This is a genomic window from Paraburkholderia domus, from assembly GCF_905220705.1.
Lineage (GTDB): Bacteria > Pseudomonadota > Gammaproteobacteria > Burkholderiales > Burkholderiaceae > Paraburkholderia > Paraburkholderia domus.
Map to the genome: position 1 here is coordinate 1 of NZ_CAJNAT010000003.1, position 20,524 is coordinate 20,524.

Annotated in this window: 20 protein-coding genes; 12 read left to right on the forward strand and 8 right to left on the reverse strand. The window is 61.2% G+C overall.

Going from position 1 to position 20,524, the window contains the following annotated elements; genetic code table 11:
- Window positions 1-505 precede the first annotated feature (505 nt).
- The gene (locus KHO31_RS07815; RefSeq protein ID WP_236071137.1) at window positions 506-1,621 is read right to left on the reverse strand and encodes an AI-2E family transporter; all 1,116 of its coding nucleotides are present in this window, start codon (window positions 1,619-1,621) and stop codon (window positions 506-508) included.
- A 273-nt stretch (window positions 1,622-1,894) separates the two neighbouring features.
- Between KHO31_RS07815 and KHO31_RS07820 the strand changes: the two genes are divergently transcribed.
- The 4 genes from KHO31_RS07820 to KHO31_RS07835 all read left to right on the forward strand — a co-directional run bounded on the left by KHO31_RS07820 (window position 1,895) and on the right by KHO31_RS07835 (window position 5,822).
- Window positions 1,895-3,109, forward strand: coding sequence for a DUF2863 family protein (locus KHO31_RS07820; RefSeq protein ID WP_201075202.1), 1,215 nt, complete (start codon window positions 1,895-1,897; stop codon window positions 3,107-3,109).
- Window positions 3,110-3,326: 217 nt separating this feature from the next.
- Window positions 3,327-4,190 carry a response regulator transcription factor gene (locus KHO31_RS07825; protein WP_201084899.1) on the forward strand — a complete coding sequence of 288 codons (864 nt, stop codon included), beginning with the start codon at window positions 3,327-3,329 and terminating at the stop codon, window positions 4,188-4,190.
- Between the two features lie 112 nt (window positions 4,191-4,302).
- The gene (locus tag KHO31_RS07830; protein WP_201075200.1) at window positions 4,303-4,977 is read left to right on the forward strand and encodes an energy-coupling factor ABC transporter permease; all 675 of its coding nucleotides are present in this window, start codon (window positions 4,303-4,305) and stop codon (window positions 4,975-4,977) included.
- A gap of 167 nt (window positions 4,978-5,144) precedes the next feature.
- Complete coding sequence (locus KHO31_RS07835; protein ID WP_201084898.1) at window positions 5,145-5,822, forward strand: BspC domain-containing protein; 678 nt, start codon at window positions 5,145-5,147, stop codon at window positions 5,820-5,822.
- A gap of 115 nt (window positions 5,823-5,937) precedes the next feature.
- Here KHO31_RS07835 and KHO31_RS07840 read toward each other — a convergent pair whose 3' ends face one another.
- Entirely contained in the window at window positions 5,938-7,092 is a 1,155-nt protein-coding gene (locus tag KHO31_RS07840; protein WP_211623011.1) for a M14 family metallopeptidase, read from the reverse strand.
- A 34-nt stretch (window positions 7,093-7,126) separates the two neighbouring features.
- The gene (gene yaaA / locus KHO31_RS07845) at window positions 7,127-7,909 is read right to left on the reverse strand and encodes a peroxide stress protein YaaA (protein WP_201075193.1); all 783 of its coding nucleotides are present in this window, start codon (window positions 7,907-7,909) and stop codon (window positions 7,127-7,129) included.
- A gap of 57 nt (window positions 7,910-7,966) precedes the next feature.
- Here yaaA and KHO31_RS07850 point away from each other — a divergent pair, with 57 nt between their 5' ends.
- Together KHO31_RS07850 and KHO31_RS07855 are read left to right on the forward strand one after the other, a co-directional pair.
- The gene (locus KHO31_RS07850; RefSeq protein WP_201075191.1) at window positions 7,967-8,449 is read left to right on the forward strand and encodes a putative toxin-antitoxin system toxin component, PIN family; all 483 of its coding nucleotides are present in this window, start codon (window positions 7,967-7,969) and stop codon (window positions 8,447-8,449) included.
- Window positions 8,450-8,584: 135 nt separating this feature from the next.
- Window positions 8,585-9,757, forward strand: coding sequence for a pyridoxal phosphate-dependent aminotransferase (locus tag KHO31_RS07855; RefSeq protein ID WP_201075189.1), 1,173 nt, complete (start codon window positions 8,585-8,587; stop codon window positions 9,755-9,757).
- A gap of 109 nt (window positions 9,758-9,866) precedes the next feature.
- On the opposite strand, the gene KHO31_RS07860 is transcribed toward KHO31_RS07855, so the two are convergent.
- Window positions 9,867-10,514 carry a glutathione S-transferase family protein gene (locus tag KHO31_RS07860; protein ID WP_201075188.1) on the reverse strand — a complete coding sequence of 216 codons (648 nt, stop codon included), beginning with the start codon at window positions 10,512-10,514 and terminating at the stop codon, window positions 9,867-9,869.
- Window positions 10,515-10,639: 125 nt separating this feature from the next.
- On the opposite strand from KHO31_RS07860, the gene KHO31_RS07865 reads away from it, so the two are divergent.
- From KHO31_RS07865 to KHO31_RS07890, 6 genes are all read left to right on the forward strand, one after another.
- The gene (locus KHO31_RS07865; protein ID WP_201075186.1) at window positions 10,640-12,196 is read left to right on the forward strand and encodes a 3-hydroxyacyl-CoA dehydrogenase; all 1,557 of its coding nucleotides are present in this window, start codon (window positions 10,640-10,642) and stop codon (window positions 12,194-12,196) included.
- Complete coding sequence (locus KHO31_RS07870) at window positions 12,193-12,981, forward strand: oxepin-CoA hydrolase, alternative type (RefSeq protein ID WP_211623013.1); 789 nt, start codon at window positions 12,193-12,195, stop codon at window positions 12,979-12,981. The genes KHO31_RS07865 and KHO31_RS07870 overlap by 4 nt, the downstream gene beginning before the upstream one ends.
- Before the next feature lie 21 nt (window positions 12,982-13,002).
- Window positions 13,003-13,719 carry a histidine phosphatase family protein gene (locus KHO31_RS07875; RefSeq protein WP_201075183.1) on the forward strand — a complete coding sequence of 239 codons (717 nt, stop codon included), beginning with the start codon at window positions 13,003-13,005 and terminating at the stop codon, window positions 13,717-13,719.
- Window positions 13,720-13,739: 20 nt separating this feature from the next.
- A complete protein-coding gene (locus KHO31_RS07880) occupies window positions 13,740-14,846 on the forward strand; it encodes a phosphotransferase (protein WP_201075182.1) in 1,107 nt (368 codons plus the stop codon).
- Window positions 14,847-14,908: 62 nt separating this feature from the next.
- On the forward strand, window positions 14,909-16,168 hold the full coding sequence (locus KHO31_RS07885; RefSeq protein WP_201075181.1) for an acyl-CoA dehydrogenase family protein: 1,260 nt from the start codon (window positions 14,909-14,911) through the stop codon (window positions 16,166-16,168).
- A gap of 173 nt (window positions 16,169-16,341) precedes the next feature.
- Window positions 16,342-17,043: a glutathione binding-like protein gene (locus tag KHO31_RS07890; RefSeq protein WP_201075180.1), complete on the forward strand. Its 702-nt coding sequence runs from the start codon at window positions 16,342-16,344 to the stop codon at window positions 17,041-17,043.
- Window positions 17,044-17,192: 149 nt separating this feature from the next.
- Here KHO31_RS07890 and KHO31_RS07895 read toward each other — a convergent pair whose 3' ends face one another.
- Genes KHO31_RS07895 through KHO31_RS07910 form a run of 4 tightly spaced genes read right to left on the reverse strand, consistent with a single transcriptional unit; the run spans window position 17,193 to window position 20,498 of the window.
- Entirely contained in the window at window positions 17,193-17,672 is a 480-nt protein-coding gene (locus tag KHO31_RS07895; RefSeq protein WP_201075178.1) for a MaoC family dehydratase, read from the reverse strand.
- Window positions 17,669-18,127: a MaoC family dehydratase gene (locus KHO31_RS07900; protein WP_201075170.1), complete on the reverse strand. Its 459-nt coding sequence runs from the start codon at window positions 18,125-18,127 to the stop codon at window positions 17,669-17,671. Before KHO31_RS07900 ends, KHO31_RS07895 begins: the two co-directional genes overlap by 4 nt.
- A 36-nt stretch (window positions 18,128-18,163) precedes the next feature.
- Entirely contained in the window at window positions 18,164-19,291 is a 1,128-nt protein-coding gene (locus tag KHO31_RS07905) for an acyl-CoA dehydrogenase family protein (RefSeq protein WP_201075168.1), read from the reverse strand.
- A 10-nt stretch (window positions 19,292-19,301) separates the two neighbouring features.
- The gene (locus tag KHO31_RS07910) at window positions 19,302-20,498 is read right to left on the reverse strand and encodes an acyl-CoA dehydrogenase family protein (RefSeq protein ID WP_201084894.1); all 1,197 of its coding nucleotides are present in this window, start codon (window positions 20,496-20,498) and stop codon (window positions 19,302-19,304) included.
- Window positions 20,499-20,524: the final 26 nt, after the last annotated feature.

Sequence of the window (20,524 nt, forward strand, 5' to 3'; positions counted from 1 at the left end):
AGGATCAAACTCTTCAGTTCAAACCTGTTACTGTTTTTCGGTCTCTTCCGAGACCGGTCGCTCACTCAACGTACTGACGAATGATCCTCCTGCCGAAGTGAATCCACCCCAACAGGAAAACCTTCCTTTAATACTAGTGTGAGACTTGATACTTTCGCCTCCAGCAGACCCCGAAGGATCCACCGGCGCGTCTTGCATCAAGCGCCCACACTTATCGGCTGTTAATTTTTAAAGATCGATTACGCATTCACTACCGAACCAGCGCCCGCTTCAACCACCCGGCACCGCTTCGTTCTGCGTCGCTGCATCAGCAGCAGAGAAACGAGATTATGAAGAACTTTCGCTACGTCGTCAACAGGTTTTTTAACTTTCTCAACCCGCCCACTTCGCTGAAAGCCTTGCCACTGCTGGCTCTCCCGCCTCCCGTGCCCCGGTGTCCGAAGCACGAAAGAGCGAGATTCTAGCGAGCCGGACCGTGCCTTGCAAGCGTTATCTGGAATTTATTTCAAGGGGCCTTTTCTATGCGCCCCGGTTCATCGACAACCGGCACTTTCACATCGGGGGCCAAAGCGCCCGCTGCCGGAGCGCCGATCGTCCAATCGTGCAGCACGGTATAGGCAACCGCCAGCAACGTCGGGCCGATAAATACGCCAAGGAAGCCGAAAGCAAACGCGCCGCCCAGGATACCCAGCATCACCAGAATCAGCGGCATGTCACTGCTCTTGCCGATCAGGATCGGCTTGATGACATTGTCGGACATGCCGACGACCAACACGCCCCATACGACCAGAAAGATTGCCCAACCCGTTGCGCCGCCGTGATACAGCCAGATCGCCGCGGGCAACCAGACAACAACCGGGCCGCCCGGTATCACCGACAGGAAGAACGTCGCCAGCCCAAGCAATGCCGGCGCCGGGACACCCGCAATCCAGCAACCGAAGCCGGCAAGAATGCCTTGCACAAGCGCCGTGCCGAGAATCCCGTAAACCACGCCCTTCACCGTGCTGCCCGCCAGCGTCAGCAAGTAATCGGCGCGTTCGCCAGCGATGCGCCGCATACCGGCCCTCAGCCAGGCCGCCGCGCCCTCCCCTCCGGTATAAAAGAAGAACGCGAGCACGATACTCAGCGCCAACAAACCCAGACCGTGCGTAACGGCAATCGCAGCCGCCAAAATCCACTTGCCGGCCGGCGCCGCAAGCGCACGCATTTGCGCGATCAGTTCAGAGTTGCTACTCGTTACATTCGTCCAGAACGTCTCGATATTCGAGCCAATCAGGGGGATTCGCCCCACCCACGGCGGCAAATCCGGCAAGCCGGCCTCAAAGAGCCTTTGCACCAACGCGACGATGTCGTGAACGTGCGCACCGAAAGCGAAGCCCGCATAGACGAACGGGCCAAGCACCACAACCAGAATGATGAGCACGATCAACGTCGCGGCCAGCTTTCGCCGGCCCCCGACTGCCGTGGTAAGTCGCCGGTACAAGCCCCACGAGCTGTAGCTCAGAATGGCGCCCCACAGCAGAGCGGTCGTGAAAGGCGCTAGCACCAGCAGGGAGCCGCCCACCAATATGATCAGCGCGAACACTGCCGCAAGACGTTCAATCAGTTGGTCCGATTTCACCATGAATCTCCTGTTGTGCCAGACCACAGCGACGAATAGACATACGGTTTGCCAGGCGCCCACTGAAGGCTGTCAGTATAGAAGCGAGTCAGGGCCCCCGGGCATGTCTTATATCATTCGGCCAGGACGCCACGCAACGCATCTGGCGGCACCGGCAACAGGCTTATTTTTAATGCAAAAACGTCCCAACCCATCGGGCATACTCAGCCAAATAATATGGCGGCATAGAAAAGACTAGAATATAAGGTTCTGTGCACCCCAACTTCCGGATTTATGCGCTCGCGAATCGCCAAACGTCTCCCCCCCGATGCCGACAAGCTTGTCGGTCTCTCGCTCGCGCTTTTCGCGTCGGGCAGCCGCACCGAAGACCGCTTCTGGGAAGCGAAGCTCGATGCGCTGCTGGCCAAGATCGTCCGCAACGCCAACCAGACTACGCTGGACGCCGCGCTCGATCATCTGCAGCAGAATCATCCAGATGCATACGGCGCTCTCGCCGACATGGCGGAAACACACAGCGAGTCGTTCATCGTCGAACATGAAGGCGTGCCTTACGAAGCGCTGCTGATTGCCGCGCCCGTGCTGGCCTGGACTCGCTACATGATTCCTTCCGGCTCGCTCAAAGCGGACGCGGCCGACGCGTTGCGCGCGCACCTGCAGGCGCACGTGCTCGCGGCCAATACGCGTGTCGCCATGGCGCCGTTCCTGTACAGCATCGATCAGCTACCGCGTCACCACGTCGAAACCTGGCGCATTGCCCAGCAACTCGCTCAAGCAGCGATGGCTGGCGGCAGCGTCAAACTCAACTTTGGCGAACTGCCGGAAACTTCGCCAATCCTGGCCGACCCGCGCTTTCTGCTGGCTGTGGTCGCGGCACCGGTGGGCGAACCGGCGTTTCGCTGGCAGGAAGAAGAAAACGGCAGCCGGATCGAGCGTGGCCAATGCCTCGAACAATGGGCAACGCAAGGCGGCGCCAATCTGTCGCTGGTGCTGCCCGGATGCGAATTCGAGTGTCTGCTGCCGGACGCCTATTATTCGGCCTGCCGCGACGCCGACGAACGCGTGCGCCCTCACACGGTACGTACCGCCGTGCGCTATCTGTTCGACACAATCGGCGCGGCGCCACAGGAGTTGCGCGCGGTTGTCGCGGGCTTCGGCGAGCGTCGTATCGACGAATACCGCGTCGGCTTCACGCGCCGGGGCAGCAATGATGTGATCTACGGCGTCGTGTGGCCACTTTACGGCCGCGAGAACGGCGAGCCCGGCATCGATGAAGAACCGCAGGAGACCGCTGCGTCAGACGACCCACTCGAAGAAATCGTCGCGTTGCTCAAGGAAACCGGTGTGACAGACGTGCGCCGCCACGCGGGCCGCTTCGAGCCGGAATATTGCGATGACTGCGGCGTCCCGCTCTACGCGGACCCGCTTGGCGAAATCGTCCACGCCGAAATGCCGGAGGACGCGGAACCCGCGCAACCGCATTTCCACTGACCCACCGGCGCCGGCGTCATTGCGCCGCACTGTCGACATCAGGAAGCCCCGCCGCGCGCGGGGCTTTTTTACGTCATTCCTCCTATGCCTTTTGGACAGGCCGTCAAAACGAAGGGAATTTGTCATCATAGTGCCGGTGGTGCATCGTAGTGCGCCCGGCATCCTCGCCGGGCCGCACGCATCGCGCCGCTTCGCCCGATTCATCTGGAGACATGGCATGCGATTCTCAATACTCAACTCAGACGCGGAACGACGCGACGGACTCAAAGCACTGCTGCGGCAGATCGACCGGTTAGCGCGCTTTAGCGAAGCACAGGATTGGCGTCAGGTTGAGCGTACGCTCAAGCGCCTACAGCCCGACCTCCTCGTGATCGATTGGCAGGACTGGATGTCGGTTGACGATACCCGCCGTCTGCTCAGCCACTATCCGGACCTGCGCATTGCAGTGCTGACCGACGAGGTTTCACCAACTGCCGTGCGGGACCTCATGGACGAAGGTGTGCTCGGGGTAGTTCCGCGCGAAACCGACCCGTGCCTGATCGTGCGCGCTTTCGAGATGGTTTTGCTGGGCGGTCACTATGTGCCGCCCGGAGCGTTGGCACTCGATCCGCCGCTACCGCCGGATTCCGCGATCCGCCCGTTCGATGAAAAGAGTCCGCCACCGCGCCGGACCAAACTGTCCAACGGTCTGTCGCCCCGTCAGGAGCAAATCATGCGCTGCGTCCACATGGGCAGCACCAACAAGATGATCGCGCGCACGCTCGGCATCAGTGAAGGCACCGTCAAGATCCATCTGACCAGCATATTCCAGCAACTCGGAGCGCCCAATCGCGCCGCCGCGGTCGCGCTCTACAACGGCTGGATGTCGGCTCATTTGCAAGTATTGCGCAACGATGGCGAAGGTTCGGTTCGTCCGGTAATGGGGCAAGCCGGCGCGGTGCCATTGCGGCGGCGCTTCCAGTATCCGTTGCCCGCGAACGACACGGCCGACACACAGCCAATGGCAGCCGAACCGAGCACGCCTTATGGTGACGCGCCTGACGGGCCGGCGGCGGACCAGGTCACGCAAGGTTCGGCGTAACGTCAGCCGGCGCGCGCGCCAGAATCGGAACGCGCACGTTCTGACTGCGTTCGCGCCGGCTGGCATGGAATCCGCTCACACCTTTTCTCGTCCAACGAGTAATATGAGATACATGGGTTTCCTCTACACACCGCTTCCGTTCTGGGTTGCTGTCGGTGGCTGGATCGCCACTGCGATAGTGGTCGCGCTCGCGCTGTGGAAAAATCCTTTCAAACGACTTCAGGACGGCACACTCCAGCATGTCTGGCTCGCGATCATCGTCGCGGTGTCGGTGCTGTGGGCGAGCAATGCGTGGCTCGACGACGGCACAGTCATGCATCTGCTCGGCGCCACGCTGGTCGTCACATTATTCGATTGGGCGCTGGCACTGATCGCCATGGCAATAGTCACCGGTCTCGCCGCGGTCGTCTTCGATGCCCCCTGGCAGGGTATTGCACTGACTTTCCTCGTATTCGGTGCGTTTCCTGTCGGTATCTCGACCTTGATTCAGCGCGCAAGTGTCGCGTGGTTGCCGCGTAACCTCTTCATGTTTATCTTCGGCCAGGGTTTTGTCTCACCCGCCATTGCCGTGTCGCTCACGGCGGCCGCAGCGCTCGGCGTTCACATCGCGCTCGCCGACGGTTCGATGACCGTGGTGCCGGCAGGCTACGCGTTCAGCGTGCTTCTACTAGCCACCGGCGAGGCCTGGTTCACGGGTATGTCGACGGCATTGATCGCGGTTTACCGTCCGGCATGGGTCACCACTTATGACGTGCGCCGATATCGATTGGGCGGCCCTCGCACCTGACACGGGCGCGGTATCGAGCACGTATCTGCGGCAATCGGCCGCCTCGGCACATAAAGCGACCGAGTCCACGCACCACGACAGGACAAAATATTTGTGTCAGGATTGAACTCATCCCGCTCGCCGTGCATCTTACGTGCCTCATGTCTTATTAGCGTCTAACGAACTAGATGGATCGCACCAACGTACCGCACCGATTGCTGCGGTTAGTCGGCCGGTTAGCAAGATTTGCAGCGGGTCTCTCGCTCATTTGCACTGCTCCCGCATACGCCGATCAACTCGAACAGCACAACGATCTCGTCAACAAATTTGTCAATGAAATGCATGCAGATCCGCTAGTCGCGGACTGCGCTGCTCATGGCGATTTTGTTGCAGGCACATCGACCGCCTTCGACCATGTCGAATTTCCACCCAGTTCCTTTGACAGCGCGCATGCGTCAGTCACCCCATGGAATGACTCGTTCGACGAGGGCAAGCAACGCGTCAAGGTGGACAACATCGTTACCGTCGAGGGCCTCGGTATCCGCCAGAGCGGCGGCGGAGATCCAGCCGATCTCAAGTTCCGCTGCGGCTACGTGGGCGCCCAAATGCTGGCGTTCAGTTGGAACGATCCGGTGCCGCCGGCACGTGCGCATAGCGCCGGGTCTACGGGGTCGGGAGCGTCCTCGGGCAAGCATAAGAGTGTGAAGGGCAAGCACTCCGCTAGCGGCAAAACTACGAAGAAAGCGACCGGCAAGTCCTCGAAGGCAAGCTCGGGGAAATCTTCGCGAGCGACTTCCAGCAAGTCTTCGGGCAAGTCCTCGAGCAAATCGACCACGAAGAAGTCCCCGGCGAAAAAGACTCAATAACAGGCAAGACTCACGGCCGTTTCGACTCACCCGCGCAACGGGTGATGCTGGCACCAAAAAAAAACGGGGCACACACTTTCAAAAGTGTGTGCCCCGTTTTTTATGCAGCGTCCGGTTAGGCGAACGTCTCCACGTGCCGCAAAATCGCCTGCAGCATGGCAGCGCCCAGCGACGCGCTACGTTCGCCGTTCCAACCCACCCGCTCGTCTGGCAGATTGGCGTTATCCTTGAACGGCATCTCCAGCGTCAACGACAGACAGCCGAATTCATTGCCGATGTACTTTGAAGCCAGCTTGAGCGCGTCCTCACGATACTTGCTCGCGGCGTAGCCATACTTGTCCTGGAAGTCTGGACTCGCATGCTTGAAGGCTTCGATGAACGCTTTCTGCTCTTCTCCTTGCCGCTCGGTGAAACCCGGCAGCATTTCGGAGCCGGCCACGAACACATACGGCAGCGCCTCGTCGCCGTGGATATCGAAAAAGAGGTCGCAACCGGTCGTGCGAATTGCGTCGCGCACCACCAGCACTTCAGGGCTGCGCGCGGCGTCCGGCTCCATCCATTCGCGGTTCAGGTTCGCGCCCGTCGCGTTGGTGCGCAGATTGCCGTGCACGCTGCCGTCCGGATTCATGTTCGGCACGATGTAGAACATCGCGTGATCGTAGAGCTTGCGCGCCACCGGATCGCCCGCCCAATCGCCCCAGCCCACGAGACGCTTGACGAGACCCTCGATAAACCATTCGGCCATCGTCTCGCCCGGATGCTGGCGCGCGATCAACCAGATCTTCTTTTTGGGCGTATCGCCGGTTTGCGGTGTGCCGAGCGTCAGCAGCGACATCGGCCGGCCTTCGACGGTCTTGCCCAGCTCCGTGAGCGTGGCCTGCGGCATCTGCTGAACCGCGCCGAGAAACTCCGAGTGACGTTCCTCACTATACGGCTCGAAATACGCGTAGTAGATGCGATCGAAATCCGGCGTGTGGTCGATCGTCAACACGCGGCCGTCGTAAGAAGTCGGCACGCGGAACCAATTCACCCGGTCATAGCTTGCTACCGCCTGGTAGTCGCGCCAACCCTCGGCGAACGCGCACGCTGCGGCGTTTTCGAAAGTCATCACGCAGCGCTCGCCTGCCGCGCCGGACAGTCTGAAATAGAACCACTGCGCGAACTCGGCGCGGCTGTCAGGCCGCACGCGCAGACGGATGTTGCCAGCGTCTTCGCAGGCCAGCACTTCGATCGCGCCCGCGTCGAAATTGCTCGTAATCGATAACGTCATAATGTTCTTCCCTGCTTGTGCGCGCGGCAATCGCCTAGTCAGCGATGCGGCGGCGGAATACGTAAGTGGAATCGTTCGAGGCTTCGGCGTCGAACGCGTAGCCTTCGGAGTCGAAGTCCTTCAACTGCTCGGGCTTGTCGAAGCGGTTTTCGACCGCATAGCGCGCCATCAGACCGCGCGCACGCTTTGCGTGGAAACTGATGATCTTGTAACGACCGCCCTTCCAGTCTTCAAACACCGGCGTGACGATCGGCGCTTCGAGCAGCTTGGGCTTGACTGACTTGAAGTACTCGCCCGAAGCGCAGTTGACCAGCACGCGCGACGCAGCAGCGTTCTTCTTCAGTTGCGCGTTCAAAGCCCGCGTGATCCGTTCACCCCAGAACGCATACAGATCCTTGCCGCGCGTATTGGCAAACCGCGTGCCCATTTCCAGCCGGTACGGTTGCAGCAAATCAAGCGGGCGCAGCAATCCGTAGAGACCGGAAAGCACGCGTACGTGATTCTGCGCATAATCCAGATCGGCCGACGACAGCGTCCTGGCGTTGAAGCCTTCGTACACATCGCCGTTGAACGCGAGCACCGCCTGCTTGGCGTTGTGCGTGCCAAAGCTGGGCGACCATTCTGCGTAACGCTGAAAATTAAGGTGCGCGAGCTGATCGGAAATGCTCATCAACGAACCGATCTGCTGCGGTGACAAAAGGCGCAGTCCGCCGATCAGTTCAGCCGCATCGTCGACGAAATCGGGGATCGTGTGCTTTTTGACATGCGGAGGGGTTTCGTAGTCGAGCGATTTCGCCGGCGACAGAACGATTATCATAGAGGCTTGCAGGCACGCCGTGCCTGGCGGTCAAAGACGAAAGCCAGATTGTAACGAATGCCCGGTTCCCATGCCTCACACGACGCTTTACGCGTCGTCCTCGATTCCAACGTGTGGATCGATATTCTCGTGTTCGACGATCCCCACACGCGGCCGATCCGCGCCGCGCTCGAAAGTGGTGCGCTGGCCGCGCTGATCGACGCGCGCTGCCTCGCCGAACTCACCTACGTGCTCGACTATCCGCAATTCGTGCATCGCAATGTCGACAAAGCGGCGGCGCTTGCCGTCGTCGCACGCCTTGCGCAATGGGTCGAACCCGCTGCGCCCGCGGAAGATGCCAGGCCGTTGCCCAAATGCAAAGACCGCGACGACCAGAAATTTCTCGAACTCGCGCACACCGCACAAGCCGACTGGCTGGTGTCGAAAGACCGCGCGGTATTGAAACTCGCCAAACGGATTGCGCGTGACTTCGGCTTCAAGATTGCACAGCCGGCACCGTTCGTCAGCGCCTGGATGGCAGACGGGTCAGCGCCCGTATGACCCCTGGCCGGATGGCCAACGTCGGACCGACTGCGCGCACGCCGCGCCGCGATTCCCTACAATCAGGCTTCGTCCTTTCGAACGACGCCCCCTGTCAATTTCGCCAACTCACCTGACCACGCTCCGGACAGCGCCATGAATGCACCGCACGACACGCCCATGAGTCCCTCGTTTCCGTCTCGCCTGCCGGACGTCGGCACGACGATTTTCACTGTGATGAGCGCGCTCGCCGCCGAAAAAGGCGCGGTGAACCTCGGCCAGGGCTTTCCCGACTTCGGCTGCGATCCCCGCATTGTCGACGCCGTCGCGAACGCAATGCGCGACGGCCACAATCAATACCCGCCAATGGCCGGCGCCGCCCCGTTGCGTCAGGCGATTTCGGACAAGATCGCCAACCTGTACGGCCGCCGTTACGACGCCACCAGCGAAATCACCGTGACGGCAGGCGCCACGCAGGCGTTACTGACCGCGATTCTCTGCGCCGTGCATCCGGGTGACGAAGTGATCGTAGTCGAGCCGAACTACGACAGCTACGTGCCGTCGATCGAACTGGCCGGCGGCAAGCCGGTATTCGTCACGCTCGACGCGCCCGACTACACGATCCCGTTCGACAAGCTCGCCGCCGCGATCACGCCGAAAACGCGGCTCCTGCTGATCAACACACCGCACAACCCGACGGGTACGGTCTGGCGCGCGGAAGACATGCGCAAGCTCGAAGAAATCGTGCGCGGCACCAACGTGCTGATTCTGTCGGACGAAGTATATGAGCACATGGTGTACGACAGCGCGCCGCACGAAAGCGTGGCGCGGTATCCAGAACTGGCGCAGCGCAGTTTCGTGGTGTCGAGCTTCGGCAAGACCTACCACGTCACCGGCTGGAAGGTCGGCTACGTAGCCGCACCCGCCGCGCTCACGGCTGAATTCCGCAAAGTGCACCAGTTCAACGTGTTCACGGTCAATACGCCGATGCAGGTCGGCCTCGCGGACTACATGAAGGATCCGGCACCGTATCTGGACCTCCCCGCGTTTTATCAGAAGAAACGCGACTTCTTCCGCGCCGGCCTCGCGAATTCACGCTTCAAGCTGCTGCCTTGCACAGGCACATACTTCCAGTGCGTCGACTATTCGGCGATCAGCGATTTGCCCGAAGCCGAATTTGCGCAATGGCTGACCGGCGAGATCGGTGTCGCGGCGATTCCGGTGTCTGCGTTCTATCACGAGCCACATGAATCGGGCGTGGTGCGTTTCTGCTTTGCCAAGCAGGAAGCTACCCTCGCCTCCGCGCTCGACCGGCTGGCGCGGCTCTAGGATGCCCCGCGCGATGCTGCGAACGAACCCACGTTCCTCGCCATCGCGCGCAGCAGCCCACGCGTGCGTTGCACGCCCGGGTTCATTTCAACCGCAACACCGCCACGCCTCAAGCCGGACGCGAGGCCGCGATATACGCCTTACGATCGTCGGTCACGCGCTGCGCGGCCGGCCGGGTGTTGATCGCCTTCACATAGCTTTTCCAGTCCACGCCGGCGTCGAGCAGCAAATCGCGGCCGTAGATCGTCTGCGTTGCCATGCCGACCAGCGGCAAGCTCACAAACCCTGCCGCGTCGGCGACACTGAAATGCTCACCGCGCAAATACGGCCCGAACTTCGCGATCCGCTTGAAGCCGGCAATGTGATGTTCGAGCAGCTTCTCGACGCGCCCCTTGGTCGCGTCAGTCACGGTGCCGCCGAAGAACGCCTCCTTGTAGAGATTGCGCGCGGTCAGTTCGAGATGCACATCCACGAACATGATCAACTCGCGCTCCTTGGCCGCTTCCCATGGGTCAGCAGAAAAAATCGCCTTGTCGGGAAAACGCGCGGCCAGATACTCGACAATGCTTTGCGATTCGCACAGATCGCCGTGCTCAGTCTGGATATAGGGCACCTTGCCGAGCGGAGAATGCTCGAGCATCGTTTCTTCCTGGCTCGGCATCACGAGCACTTCCTCGAACGGAATGCCGTGTTCGAGAAGCACGAACTTCACCTTGTTGTAATAGTTAGAAAGCGCGAAACCGCACAGCTTGATCATCGGGTGTCTCCTTCCTTCGGGTTGTTTGAGACCGCTCTCAAAAACAAGGCTGCGGCCTGCGATCAATCATCCAGTAAATTGCACGATCGTGCTATTCTAAAATAACCATGGAGTCGAGCATCACAATGACCTCTCGCAATTTCAGTATCGAGACTATCGGCATTGTCGGAACCGGTGCAATGGGTCGCGGCATCGCCCAGATTGCCGCACTGGCGGGCCTCACCGTGCGTCTTTACGACACAAACCCCGCTGCGATCGGGGCCGCGCGCGACTACCTTGCCGAGACTTTCGCCAAATTGACCGCCAAAGGCAAGCTCGACCAAGCCCGCTCGCTCGCCGCGCTGGCGAACGTGAGCGGCGCGCAGGTCATCGGCGATCTGGCTGATTGCGATCTGGTCGTCGAGGCGATCGTAGAAAAGCTCGATGTGAAGCAGGCCCTCTTTCGCGAACTCGAAACGGTGGTGAGCGGCCGTTGCGTGCTGGCGTCGAACACCTCGTCGTTGTCGATCACGGCGATTGCGGCTGGCTGCACGGATCCGTCACGCGTAGCCGGTTATCACTTCTTCAATCCGGTTCCGCTGATGAAGGTCGTCGAAGTAATCGACGGCCTGCGCAGCGATCCCGCCGCCGGCGACGCGCTGATGGATCTCGCGCGCCGCATGGGCCACACGCCGGTGCGCGCGAAAGACATGCCGGGCTTCATCGTCAATCATGCCGGTCGCGGCATGAATACAGAAGGCCTGCGCGTAGCGGGCGAAGGCGTTGCGAGCTTCGCGGACATCGACCGCATCATGCGCGAGCAGGCGGGCTTTCGCCTCGGGCCGTTCGAACTGCTCGACCTGACCGCGCTCGACGTATCGCATCCGGTGATGGAATCAATCTATCACCAGTTCTATGAAGAACCGCGCTTCACGCCCTCGCCGATTACGGGCACGCGGCTCGCGGGCGGCCTGATCGGCCGCAAAACGGGCGAAGGCTTCTACCGCTACGAAGACGGCAAACAGCAAGTGCCCGCAGAAGCGCCCGCGCCGACTGAACTGCCGCACAGCGTATGGGTCAGCAAGCGCTATCCGCAGGCCCATGAGGCCGTCGTGCAACTCATCGCCAAGGCCGGCGTCAAGCTCGACGAAGGCACCACGCCGGCAGCGGACTCGCTGATCGTCGTGACACCGTTCGGTCATGACGCGACCACCGCCGCTGTCGACGAAGCACTCGATGCAACACGCGTTGTCGCTATCGACGCCCTATTCCCGCTGGCCGCCGCGCAGCGACGCACACTCATGACGACGCCCGCCACCCGCCGCGCAGCACGCGAGACCGCGCACGCACTATTTGCCGCCGACGGCGTTCCCGTCACCGTGATCCGTGACTCGACTGGCTTCGTCGCGCAACGCGTCGTGGCGACCATCGTCAACATTGGCTGCGACATTGCGCAAAAACAGATCGCAACACCGAGCGATATCGACCTCGCCGTGACGCTCGGCCTCGGCTACCCACGCGGACCGCTCGCACTCGGCGACGCACTCGGCACGAAAACGATCCTCACCATCTTGCGCAATATTTTCAGCGTGCTCGGCGATCCGCGCTACCGTCCGTCGCCCTGGCTTGCAAGGCGAGCGCAACTTGGTTTGTCGCTGACACAAGGCGACGCTGCCGACACACAAACGGAGACACAACAATGAGCGCCGAACTCCTCACCTCGCGCCCGACCGAAAGCGAATCGACGCTGGTCCTCACGCTGTCGAACCCCGGCGCACGCAATGCGTTGCATCCGGACATGTATGCCGCGGGCATCGAAGCGCTCGATTCGGCGGAGCGCGATCCGTCGATCCGCGCCATCGTGATTACCGGAGCAGACAATTTCTTTTGTGCTGGCGGCAATCTGAACCGCTTGCTGGAAAACCGGGCGAAAGATCCGTCGGTGCAGGCGGAAAGTATCGATCTGCTCGGCGAATGGATTTCGGCGTTGCGTCTGTCGTCGAAGCCGGTGATCGCCGCCGTTGATGGCGCGGCTGCCGGCGCGGGATTTTCGCTCGCGCTCGCTTGCGATCTGATCGTCGCCGCGGAAGACGCCAAGTTCGTCATGTCGTATGCGCGCGTTGGTCTCACGCCCGATGGCGGCGGCTCATGGTTTCTCGCACAGGCATTGCCGCGCCAACTGGCGACCGAGGTGTTGATCGAAGGCAAACCGATCGGCGCCACGCGTCTCTTCGATCTCGGCGTCGTCAACAAACTGGCGAAGGCCGGCGCAGTGCGCGACACCGCAGTAGCCTGGGCTGATGAGCTCGGCAAGATTTCGCCGAACTCGGTCGCGCGCATCAAGGGGCTCATCGGCGCGGCCGGCGCACAGCCGCTCGCTGAACATCTGGTTGCCGAACGCGACGGCTTCGTCGCGTCCCTGCATCATCGCGACGGTCTCGAAGGGATTTCCGCGTTCCTCGAAAAACGCGCTCCGGTCTACAAGTGAACCTAAGTGAACGAAGGGACGATGCCTGAATACCAACTCCCCAAGCGCCGCCGCATCTTCCTGATGCGTCACGGCGACGTGACCTACTTCGACGACAGCGGTCGCGCGATCGACCCTGAAACCGTGCCGTTGAACGCGAACGGTCGCGAGCAGGCAAGCGCAGCAGGCCGCGTCTTCGCCGAACAGCACGTGCGGTTCGATCGGGTGATCGTGAGCGGCTTGCCACGCACGGTCGAAACCGCGCAGCGCGTATTGGCCGAGACCGGTCAGCAGATCGAACTTCAAATCGAGCCTGCATGGCAGGAAATTCGCGGCGGCAAGCTTGGCAACATTCCGCTGCAGGATATCGAAGCGGCATTTCTGGGCGTATTCGACGGCATCGTGCCGGAAAGCACGCGCTTTCTCGACGGCGAAACCATCGGCGCGTTGTTCGACCGCGTGTTGCCAGCGGTGGCGGCGTTGCGCGAGGACACATCGTGGGACACCGTATTGCTGGTGCTGCACGGCGGCGTGAATCGCGCAATTCTGTCGCACGCGCTCACCGCCGGCGGCCGCACTTTCTTCGGCCATCTGGCGCAGGCCACCGGTTGCATCAATGCGCTCGACGTCGGCACCGAGCCACGCGACTGGGTGCTGCGCGCGATCAACTATTCACCGCCGTCGCCGCTCCACCGCGACGTTCGCAACACCACGATGGAAATGCTCTACGCACAATTCATTCAATACAAGCGTAGCTGAACCCGAACTGGAGGAGACATATGGTGCAAGCCACACAGACCGGCGAACCAGAACACAAACCGGATTATTCGGCCTTCGAGGGCACGCGCCCGGTCAACGAGCGACAACGCTTCGACAGCGACGCGCTCGCCGCGTGGTTAGCCCAGCATGTCGACGGGTTTTCCGGACCGCTCACGCTAGAGCAATTCGCCGGCGGCCAGTCCAATCCCACCTTCAAACTCGTCACGCCATCACGCTCGTATGTGATGCGCGCCAAACCTGGGCCGGCCGCGAAGCTGCTGCCCTCGGCGCACGCCGTCGAACGCGAATACCGCGTGATGCACGCGCTTGCGGATACCGACGTACCTGTCGCGAACATGCTCGCCTTGTGTGACGACGAAAGCGTGATCGGCCGGGCGTTCTACGTGATGGAGTTCGTCGAAGGCCGCGTGCTGTGGGACCAGTCTTTGCCTGGCATGACGCCTGCGGAACGCACGGCGATTTACGACGAAATGAATCGCGTGATCGCCGCACTGCATAGCGTCGATGTCACAGCAATCGGTCTCGCCGACTACGGCAAACCGGGCAACTACTTCGCACGCCAGATCGGCCGCTGGAGCAAGCAGTACATCGCGTCCGAGACCGAGCCCATCGACGCAATGCAGCGCCTGATCGAATGGCTGCCGCAACATATGCCGGCGGAAACGGGCGAGCGCGCCTCGGTCGTGCATGGCGACTACCGGCTCGACAACCTGATCTTCCATCCCAACGAGCCGCGCGTACTTGCCGTACTCGACTGGGAGCTGTCGACGCTCGGCGACCCGCTCGCCGACTTCGCCTATCACTGCATGGCGTGGCACGTCGATCCGGCGCAATTCCGCGGCATTGCGGGTCTCGACTGGGCGGCCCTCGGCATTCCCGACGAAGCGCAGTACGTCGAGCGCTATTGCAAGCGCACCGGCTTCGAGATCCACGGCGACTGGAATTTCTATCTGGCGTACAACATGTTCCGCATCGCCGCGATCCTGCAGGGGATCATGAAGCGAGTGGTCGACGGCACTGCGGCCAGCGCTCAGGCACTCGATGCCGGCCGTCGTGCGAAGCCGATGGCCGAACTCGCCTGGCGCTACGCACAAAAGGTGCGCTGAACGAATCGATGCACTGAGTTGCGCTCCCGAACAAACGTCATTCGTCATCCGCGAGGTCATACATGAATTTCGATTACACCCCGAAGGTTCAGGCGCTGCGCGAGAAACTGCTCGCCTTTTTCGACGAGCACATCTATCCGAACGAGCAGGCGTTCTATGCCGAAATCGCGCGCAATCGCCAGAACGGCAATGCATGGCTGCCGACCGAACTGATCGAACAACTGAAACACAAGGCGCGCGACGCCGGCTTGTGGAACCTGTTCCTGCCTGAATCGGTACGCGGCGCCGGTCTGACGAATCTTGAGTACGCGCCGCTGTGCGAAATCATGGGCCGTGTGCCCTGGGCGCCGGAAGTGTTCAACTGCAACGCGCCCGACACCGGCAACATGGAAACGATCGAGCGCTATGGCAGCGAAGACAACAAGCGCGAATGGCTCGAACCGCTGCTGCAAGGGCACATCCGTTCGGCGTTTCTGATGACCGAGCCGGAAGTGGCGTCGTCGGACGCGACCAATATCCAGACGAGCATCGTGCGCGATGGCGACTCTTACGTGATCAATGGCCACAAGTGGTGGTCGTCCGGTGCTGGAGATCCGCGCTGCAAGGTCTACATCGTGATGGGCAAGACCGACCCTGAGGCGCCACGCCATGCGCAGCAGTCGATGATTCTGGTCCCCGCCGATGCTACGGGCATCACCGTGCACCGCCCTCTCACCGTATTCGGCTACGACGACGCGCCGCACGGCCATATGGAAATCACGCTCGAAAACGTGCGCGTGCCAGCCACTAACATGCTGCTCGGCGAAGGACGCGGCTTCGAAATTGCCCAGGGGCGCCTCGGACCGGGACGCATCCACCACTGCATGCGTTTGATCGGCCTCGCCGAGCGCGCGCTCGAACTCATGGCGAAACGCTCCATGCAACGCGTCGCTTTCGGCAAGACAGTTGCCGCGCAAGGTGTCACACAGGAGCGCATGGCCGAAGCGCGTTGCATGATCGAACAGGCGCGTCTGCTAACGCTGAAGACCGCGTACATGATGGACACGGTAGGCAACAAGGGCGCGCGCGGCGAGATCGCCATGATCAAGGTGGTCGCGCCGAATATGGCGTGCCAGGTGATCGACTGGGCGATCCAGGCACACGGCGGCGGTGGCGTCAGCGACGATTTTCCGCTTGCCTATGCGTATGCAGCCGCGCGGACGCTACGCTTCGCCGATGGCCCAGACGAAGTGCACCGCAACGCAATCGCGAAACTCGAACTGGCGCGCTATATGGATGCGGGTGCTGCGGCTCGCGTGGAGACGCCGATTACGCGGGTTTGAGCGTTTGATCGCTTGAGCGTGCGTTGGAGGTCCGCTTCGCGGTGGTCGATTGCGCCGCGAAGTCGAGACTGGCTCATGGCGGCACGGCCAGCAGCATCGTTCGATCTGTGCTCTAATTTTCGTCAACTGCGGCGCCCTTTGTGGCGCCGCTTTCACGAAACGAAGGAGCCAGGATGATCGACGTCTACAGCTGGGCAACCCCGAACGGCCATAAGGTTCACATCATGCTCGAGGAAACGGGCCTCGCGTATACCGTGCATGGCGTCGATATCGGCGCGGGCGACCAGTTCAAACCCGAGTTCCTCGCCATTAGCCCGAACAACAAGATTCCCGCGATCGTCGATTCGGAAGGTCCTAAAGACGCCAGCGGCAAGCCGTTCGCACTATTCGAATCGGGCGCGATTCTGATTTATCTCGCCGAGAAAACCGGCCAATTCCTGCCAACCGATCCGGCTGCGCGCTATGCGACGCTCCAATGGCTGATGTTCCAGATGGGCGGCCTCGGTCCAATGCTTGGGCAAACGCATCATTTCCGCATTTATGCGCCGGAGCCGATCGAGTATGCGATCAATCGTTACACGAACGAGACGCGTCGTCTGTACGGCGTGATGGACACGCAACTCGGCAAGACGCGGTACGTTGCCGGCAGTGACTACACGATCGCTGATATCGCCGCATTTCCTTGGACGCGCTCGTGGCAGAACCAGGGTATCGAACTGGATGCGTTTCCGAATGTGCGGCGGTGGCACGAAGAAATTGCCGCACGTCCGGCAGTGGTACGCGGCGTTGAAGTGCTGGCGTCGGCCCGCAAGCCGCTCATGGATGACAAGGCTAAAGAGATGCTGTTCGGTGCGACGCAGTACGCGAAGCGGTAGTCGTGCCGTCGTCCCGTGGCATCGACGCGTGTTCGCTTTGACATTGAAATTGACCGCAGCATTGGCATCCGTCAACGCGTCGACATAAAAAAGCGCGAGACGGCATCGCTGCCACTCGCGCTTTTTGCCAACCAGTTGCCTAAGAACGGTTAGAAATAGTGCCGCGTGATGAACTCCGCGACACATACCGGCCGCTCACTGCCCTGCCGCTCCAGCGTCACGTTCCACTCAACTTGCACACCGGCGTTGTCGATGTCGGTGACGGATTCAACCGCGAACCGTGCACGCAGTTGCGAGCCAACCAGCACCGGCGACGTGAACCGCACGCGATTCAATCCGTAATTGACGCCCATGCGCTGCTTGAGCGCAACCGTCTTTCCGAGCAGCGCCGGAATCAACGACAGCGTCATGAACCCATGCGCAACAGGACCACCGAACGGCGACTCACGCCGCGCCCGTTCGGGATCGACGTGAATCCACTGATGATCGCCGGTGGCTTCGGCGAAACGATCGACGCTCGACTGATCGACTGTCAGCCAGTCGCTAACGAGTGGTTCAGCGCCAACCAGCGCACGCAACGCCTCTGCATCAGCAAACGTTGCGGCAGGTACCGCGCTGCTGCCCGTCATGACGCGGCTCCCGGATCGCGTAGTCCGAATAGTCCCTTGGAGCGCACAGTGATCACCGTTTCGCCGTGCTGGTTGATGCCTTCCCACTGCGTCGAAACGATGCCGCGATCCGGCTTACTCTCCGAAACGCGCTTGTCGAGTACCGTGTTCGTCATCGTGATCGTGTCGCCGACACGCACCGGCTTCAACCAGCGAATCTCGTCGATACCGGGCGAGCCCATCGACGTGGAACCCGCAATCGCGTTGCGCACCAGCATGCCCATCATGACCGAACAGGTGTGCCAGCCGCTTGCGACCAGTCCGCGAAACGGCGACTTCGCGGCTGCAGCCTCATCCACGTGAAACGGCTGCGGATCGAACTTCTCCGCGAACTCGACAATCTCTTCGCGCGTAAAAGTATGCTTGCCGATTTCGGTAGTCGTGCCGACTACCATGTCCTCGTAACTCCGAACCATCGTCACACCTCTTTCTTATCCGATCCGACCAGTTGATCAGGCTTCCGCGGCGACAAATCCCGGCAGCGCAGCAAACCGCGCGAGATGGTGATCGACATCGCCCAATGTGGTTTCGATGATAGCAAGACGCTTGAACAGATGCGCTGCCGCCACCTCATTCGTGACGCCCATGCCGCCATGCAATTGAACCGCCTGCTGACCGACGAACCGGGCAGCCTGACCCACCCGCGCCTTCGCCGCCGAGACCGCGCGGCGACGTTCGTCGGCGTCTGCGCTCGTGTAACGCATGGCCGCGAGATAAGTGATTGAACGCGCCTGCTCGGCGTGAATCAACATCTCGACCATGCGATGCTGTAACGCCTGAAAACGCGCGATCGGCTGGCCGAACTGCTGGCGCGTCTTCGTGTACTCGGCCGTTGCGTGGTTCAGTGCATCGAGCGCGCCAACCGCTTCCGCACACAGCAAAACCGTGCCGTAGTCTGCGATGTGCTCGAGGGCCGCAGCGCCAGCGTGTTTGCCGGTGAGCTGGCGTGCCGGCGTGCCATCGAACTTGAGTGTCGCCGCGCGCTGGCCGTCGATCGTGCGGTAGTCGGTGACTTTGACGCCGGCCGCATCGCGAGCGACCACAAAGAGCGCGATCTCGCCGTTCAACCGCGCCGGAACGATCCAGTAATCCGCTTGCGCCCCGTGCAGCACAACTGACTTCGTGCCGGTCAACGTCTGCTGATCGCCCTGCCCGTTAGCAACGGTCTCGACCTCGAACAGGTCGTAGCGTGCGCGTGGCTCGTGAAATGCCACTGCAAGCTTGATCTCGCCCTGAGCCGCACGTTCGAGCAGCGACGCGTCTTCGCCCTCTCCGGTACCCGCAATCCGTAGTGCTTCGACACCCACCGCGGTCGCCCAATACGGCTCGATTACCAAAGCACGGCCAAGCTCCTGCATGACCACCAGCATATCGATCGGGCTGCCATTGAAGCCACCCTGCGCTTCCGGCACCGGCAAGGCGGTCAGGCCCAATTCAGTAAAAGCTGTCCAGTGCGCGTCCGACACACCGGATTCCGATTGCACGATTGCCTGGCGCGCTTCGAATCCGTAGCTCTTGTCCAGATAGCGACGCAGCGCGTCAGCGAATTGCTGTTGTTCGTCGTTGAAAGTGAAGTCCATGCGCCGCTCCTCAAAGTCCCAGAATCATCTGCGCGATGATGTTCTTTTGAATTTCATTCGAGCCGCCGTAAATCGACGTCTTGCGGAAGTTGAAGTAGTACGCGGCCAGCGGCGCCGCATCATCGTCACCAGCGAGGCTATGTTCGCGTTCGCCTTCGAGGAACGGCACGTCGAACGGTGCGGCCAGCGGTCCGATTGCTTCGACCATCAGTTCGGTCAGCGCTTGCTGCACTTCCGTGCCCTTGATCTTGAGCATCGAGGCTTCCGGTCCGGGCCCACGTCCGCCCGTTTCATTGGCGACCACGCGTTGCACGGTGACTTCGAGCGCCATCAGTTCGATCTCAAGACTCGCGACTTTCGCGGCGAACACAGGATCCTGCAGCAACGGCTTGCCGTTCTTCTTCTGATCGAGCGCGAGGCGCTTCAGGAATACGAGTTCGCGCTTCGATTGCCCAACGCGCGCAATACCGGTGCGCTCGTGCCCGAGCAAATACTTCGCATAGGTCCAGCCACGATTCTCTTCACCGACCAGATTTTCGACCGGCACTTTCACGTCTTCGAAAAAGACTTCGTTGACTTCGTGGTCCTCGTCGAGCGTGATAATCGGGCGCACGGTAATACCTGGCGTTTTCATGTCGATCAACAGGAACGAGATGCCCTCCTGCTTTTTCGCGCCGCTGTCGGTGCGCACGAGACAGAACATCATGTCGGCGTACTGGCCCAGCGTCGTCCAGGTTTTCTGACCGTTGACCACATAGTGATCGCCGACGCGCTCGGCACGCGTGCGCAGCGACGCCAGGTCAGAACCGGAACCCGGCTCGGAATAACCCTGACACCACCAGTCTGTACCGTCGAGAATGCGCGGCAGATAGTGACGCTTCTGCGCCTCATTGCCGTACTTCATCAACACGGGCGCCACCATCGAAACGCCGAACGGCAGCACGGACGGCGCGCCGATACGTGCGCACTCTTCGTCCCAGATATGCCGTTGGGTCGCGTCCCAGCCTGGGCCACCGAATTCTTTCGGCCACGCGATGACCGACCAGCCGCGCGTGCCGAGCAGCTTATGCCAGCCTGCGAAGTCTTCGCGGTTTAGCCGCTTGTGGTTGAGTACTTTGTCGCTCAGCTCGCGAGGCAAATTCGCTTCGAGCCAAGCGCGGATGTCGGCGCGGAACGCGTCGTCAGCGGGGGAATAGTCCAGATTCATGCGTCGTGTCTCCTGGCCGCAACCGC

What these genes read in the sequence shown, in the direction of transcription:
- KHO31_RS07880 (WP_201075182.1), top strand. Translation starts at nt 13,740, where the DNA reads ATGGTGCAAGCCACACAGACCGGCGAACCAGAACACAAACCGGATTAT.
- KHO31_RS07895 (WP_201075178.1), bottom strand. Translation starts at nt 17,672, where the DNA reads ATGACGGGCAGCAGCGCGGTACCTGCCGCAACGTTTGCTGATGCAGAG.
- KHO31_RS07835 (WP_201084898.1), top strand. Translation starts at nt 5,145, where the DNA reads ATGGATCGCACCAACGTACCGCACCGATTGCTGCGGTTAGTCGGCCGG.
- KHO31_RS07890 (WP_201075180.1), top strand. Translation starts at nt 16,342, where the DNA reads ATGATCGACGTCTACAGCTGGGCAACCCCGAACGGCCATAAGGTTCAC.
- KHO31_RS07830 (WP_201075200.1), top strand. Translation starts at nt 4,303, where the DNA reads ATGGGTTTCCTCTACACACCGCTTCCGTTCTGGGTTGCTGTCGGTGGC.
- KHO31_RS07840 (WP_211623011.1), bottom strand. Translation starts at nt 7,092, where the DNA reads ATGACGTTATCGATTACGAGCAATTTCGACGCGGGCGCGATCGAAGTG.
- KHO31_RS07865 (WP_201075186.1), top strand. Translation starts at nt 10,640, where the DNA reads ATGACCTCTCGCAATTTCAGTATCGAGACTATCGGCATTGTCGGAACC.
- yaaA (WP_201075193.1), bottom strand. Translation starts at nt 7,909, where the DNA reads ATGATAATCGTTCTGTCGCCGGCGAAATCGCTCGACTACGAAACCCCT.
- KHO31_RS07820 (WP_201075202.1), top strand. Translation starts at nt 1,895, where the DNA reads ATGCGCTCGCGAATCGCCAAACGTCTCCCCCCCGATGCCGACAAGCTT.
- KHO31_RS07850 (WP_201075191.1), top strand. Translation starts at nt 7,967, where the DNA reads ATGCCCGGTTCCCATGCCTCACACGACGCTTTACGCGTCGTCCTCGAT.
- KHO31_RS07825 (WP_201084899.1), top strand. Translation starts at nt 3,327, where the DNA reads ATGCGATTCTCAATACTCAACTCAGACGCGGAACGACGCGACGGACTC.
- KHO31_RS07905 (WP_201075168.1), bottom strand. Translation starts at nt 19,291, where the DNA reads ATGGACTTCACTTTCAACGACGAACAACAGCAATTCGCTGACGCGCTG.
- KHO31_RS07900 (WP_201075170.1), bottom strand. Translation starts at nt 18,127, where the DNA reads ATGGTTCGGAGTTACGAGGACATGGTAGTCGGCACGACTACCGAAATC.
- KHO31_RS07910 (WP_201084894.1), bottom strand. Translation starts at nt 20,498, where the DNA reads ATGAATCTGGACTATTCCCCCGCTGACGACGCGTTCCGCGCCGACATC.
- KHO31_RS07870 (WP_211623013.1), top strand. Translation starts at nt 12,193, where the DNA reads ATGAGCGCCGAACTCCTCACCTCGCGCCCGACCGAAAGCGAATCGACG.
- KHO31_RS07875 (WP_201075183.1), top strand. Translation starts at nt 13,003, where the DNA reads ATGCCTGAATACCAACTCCCCAAGCGCCGCCGCATCTTCCTGATGCGT.
- KHO31_RS07885 (WP_201075181.1), top strand. Translation starts at nt 14,909, where the DNA reads ATGAATTTCGATTACACCCCGAAGGTTCAGGCGCTGCGCGAGAAACTG.
- KHO31_RS07860 (WP_201075188.1), bottom strand. Translation starts at nt 10,514, where the DNA reads ATGATCAAGCTGTGCGGTTTCGCGCTTTCTAACTATTACAACAAGGTG.
- KHO31_RS07855 (WP_201075189.1), top strand. Translation starts at nt 8,585, where the DNA reads ATGAATGCACCGCACGACACGCCCATGAGTCCCTCGTTTCCGTCTCGC.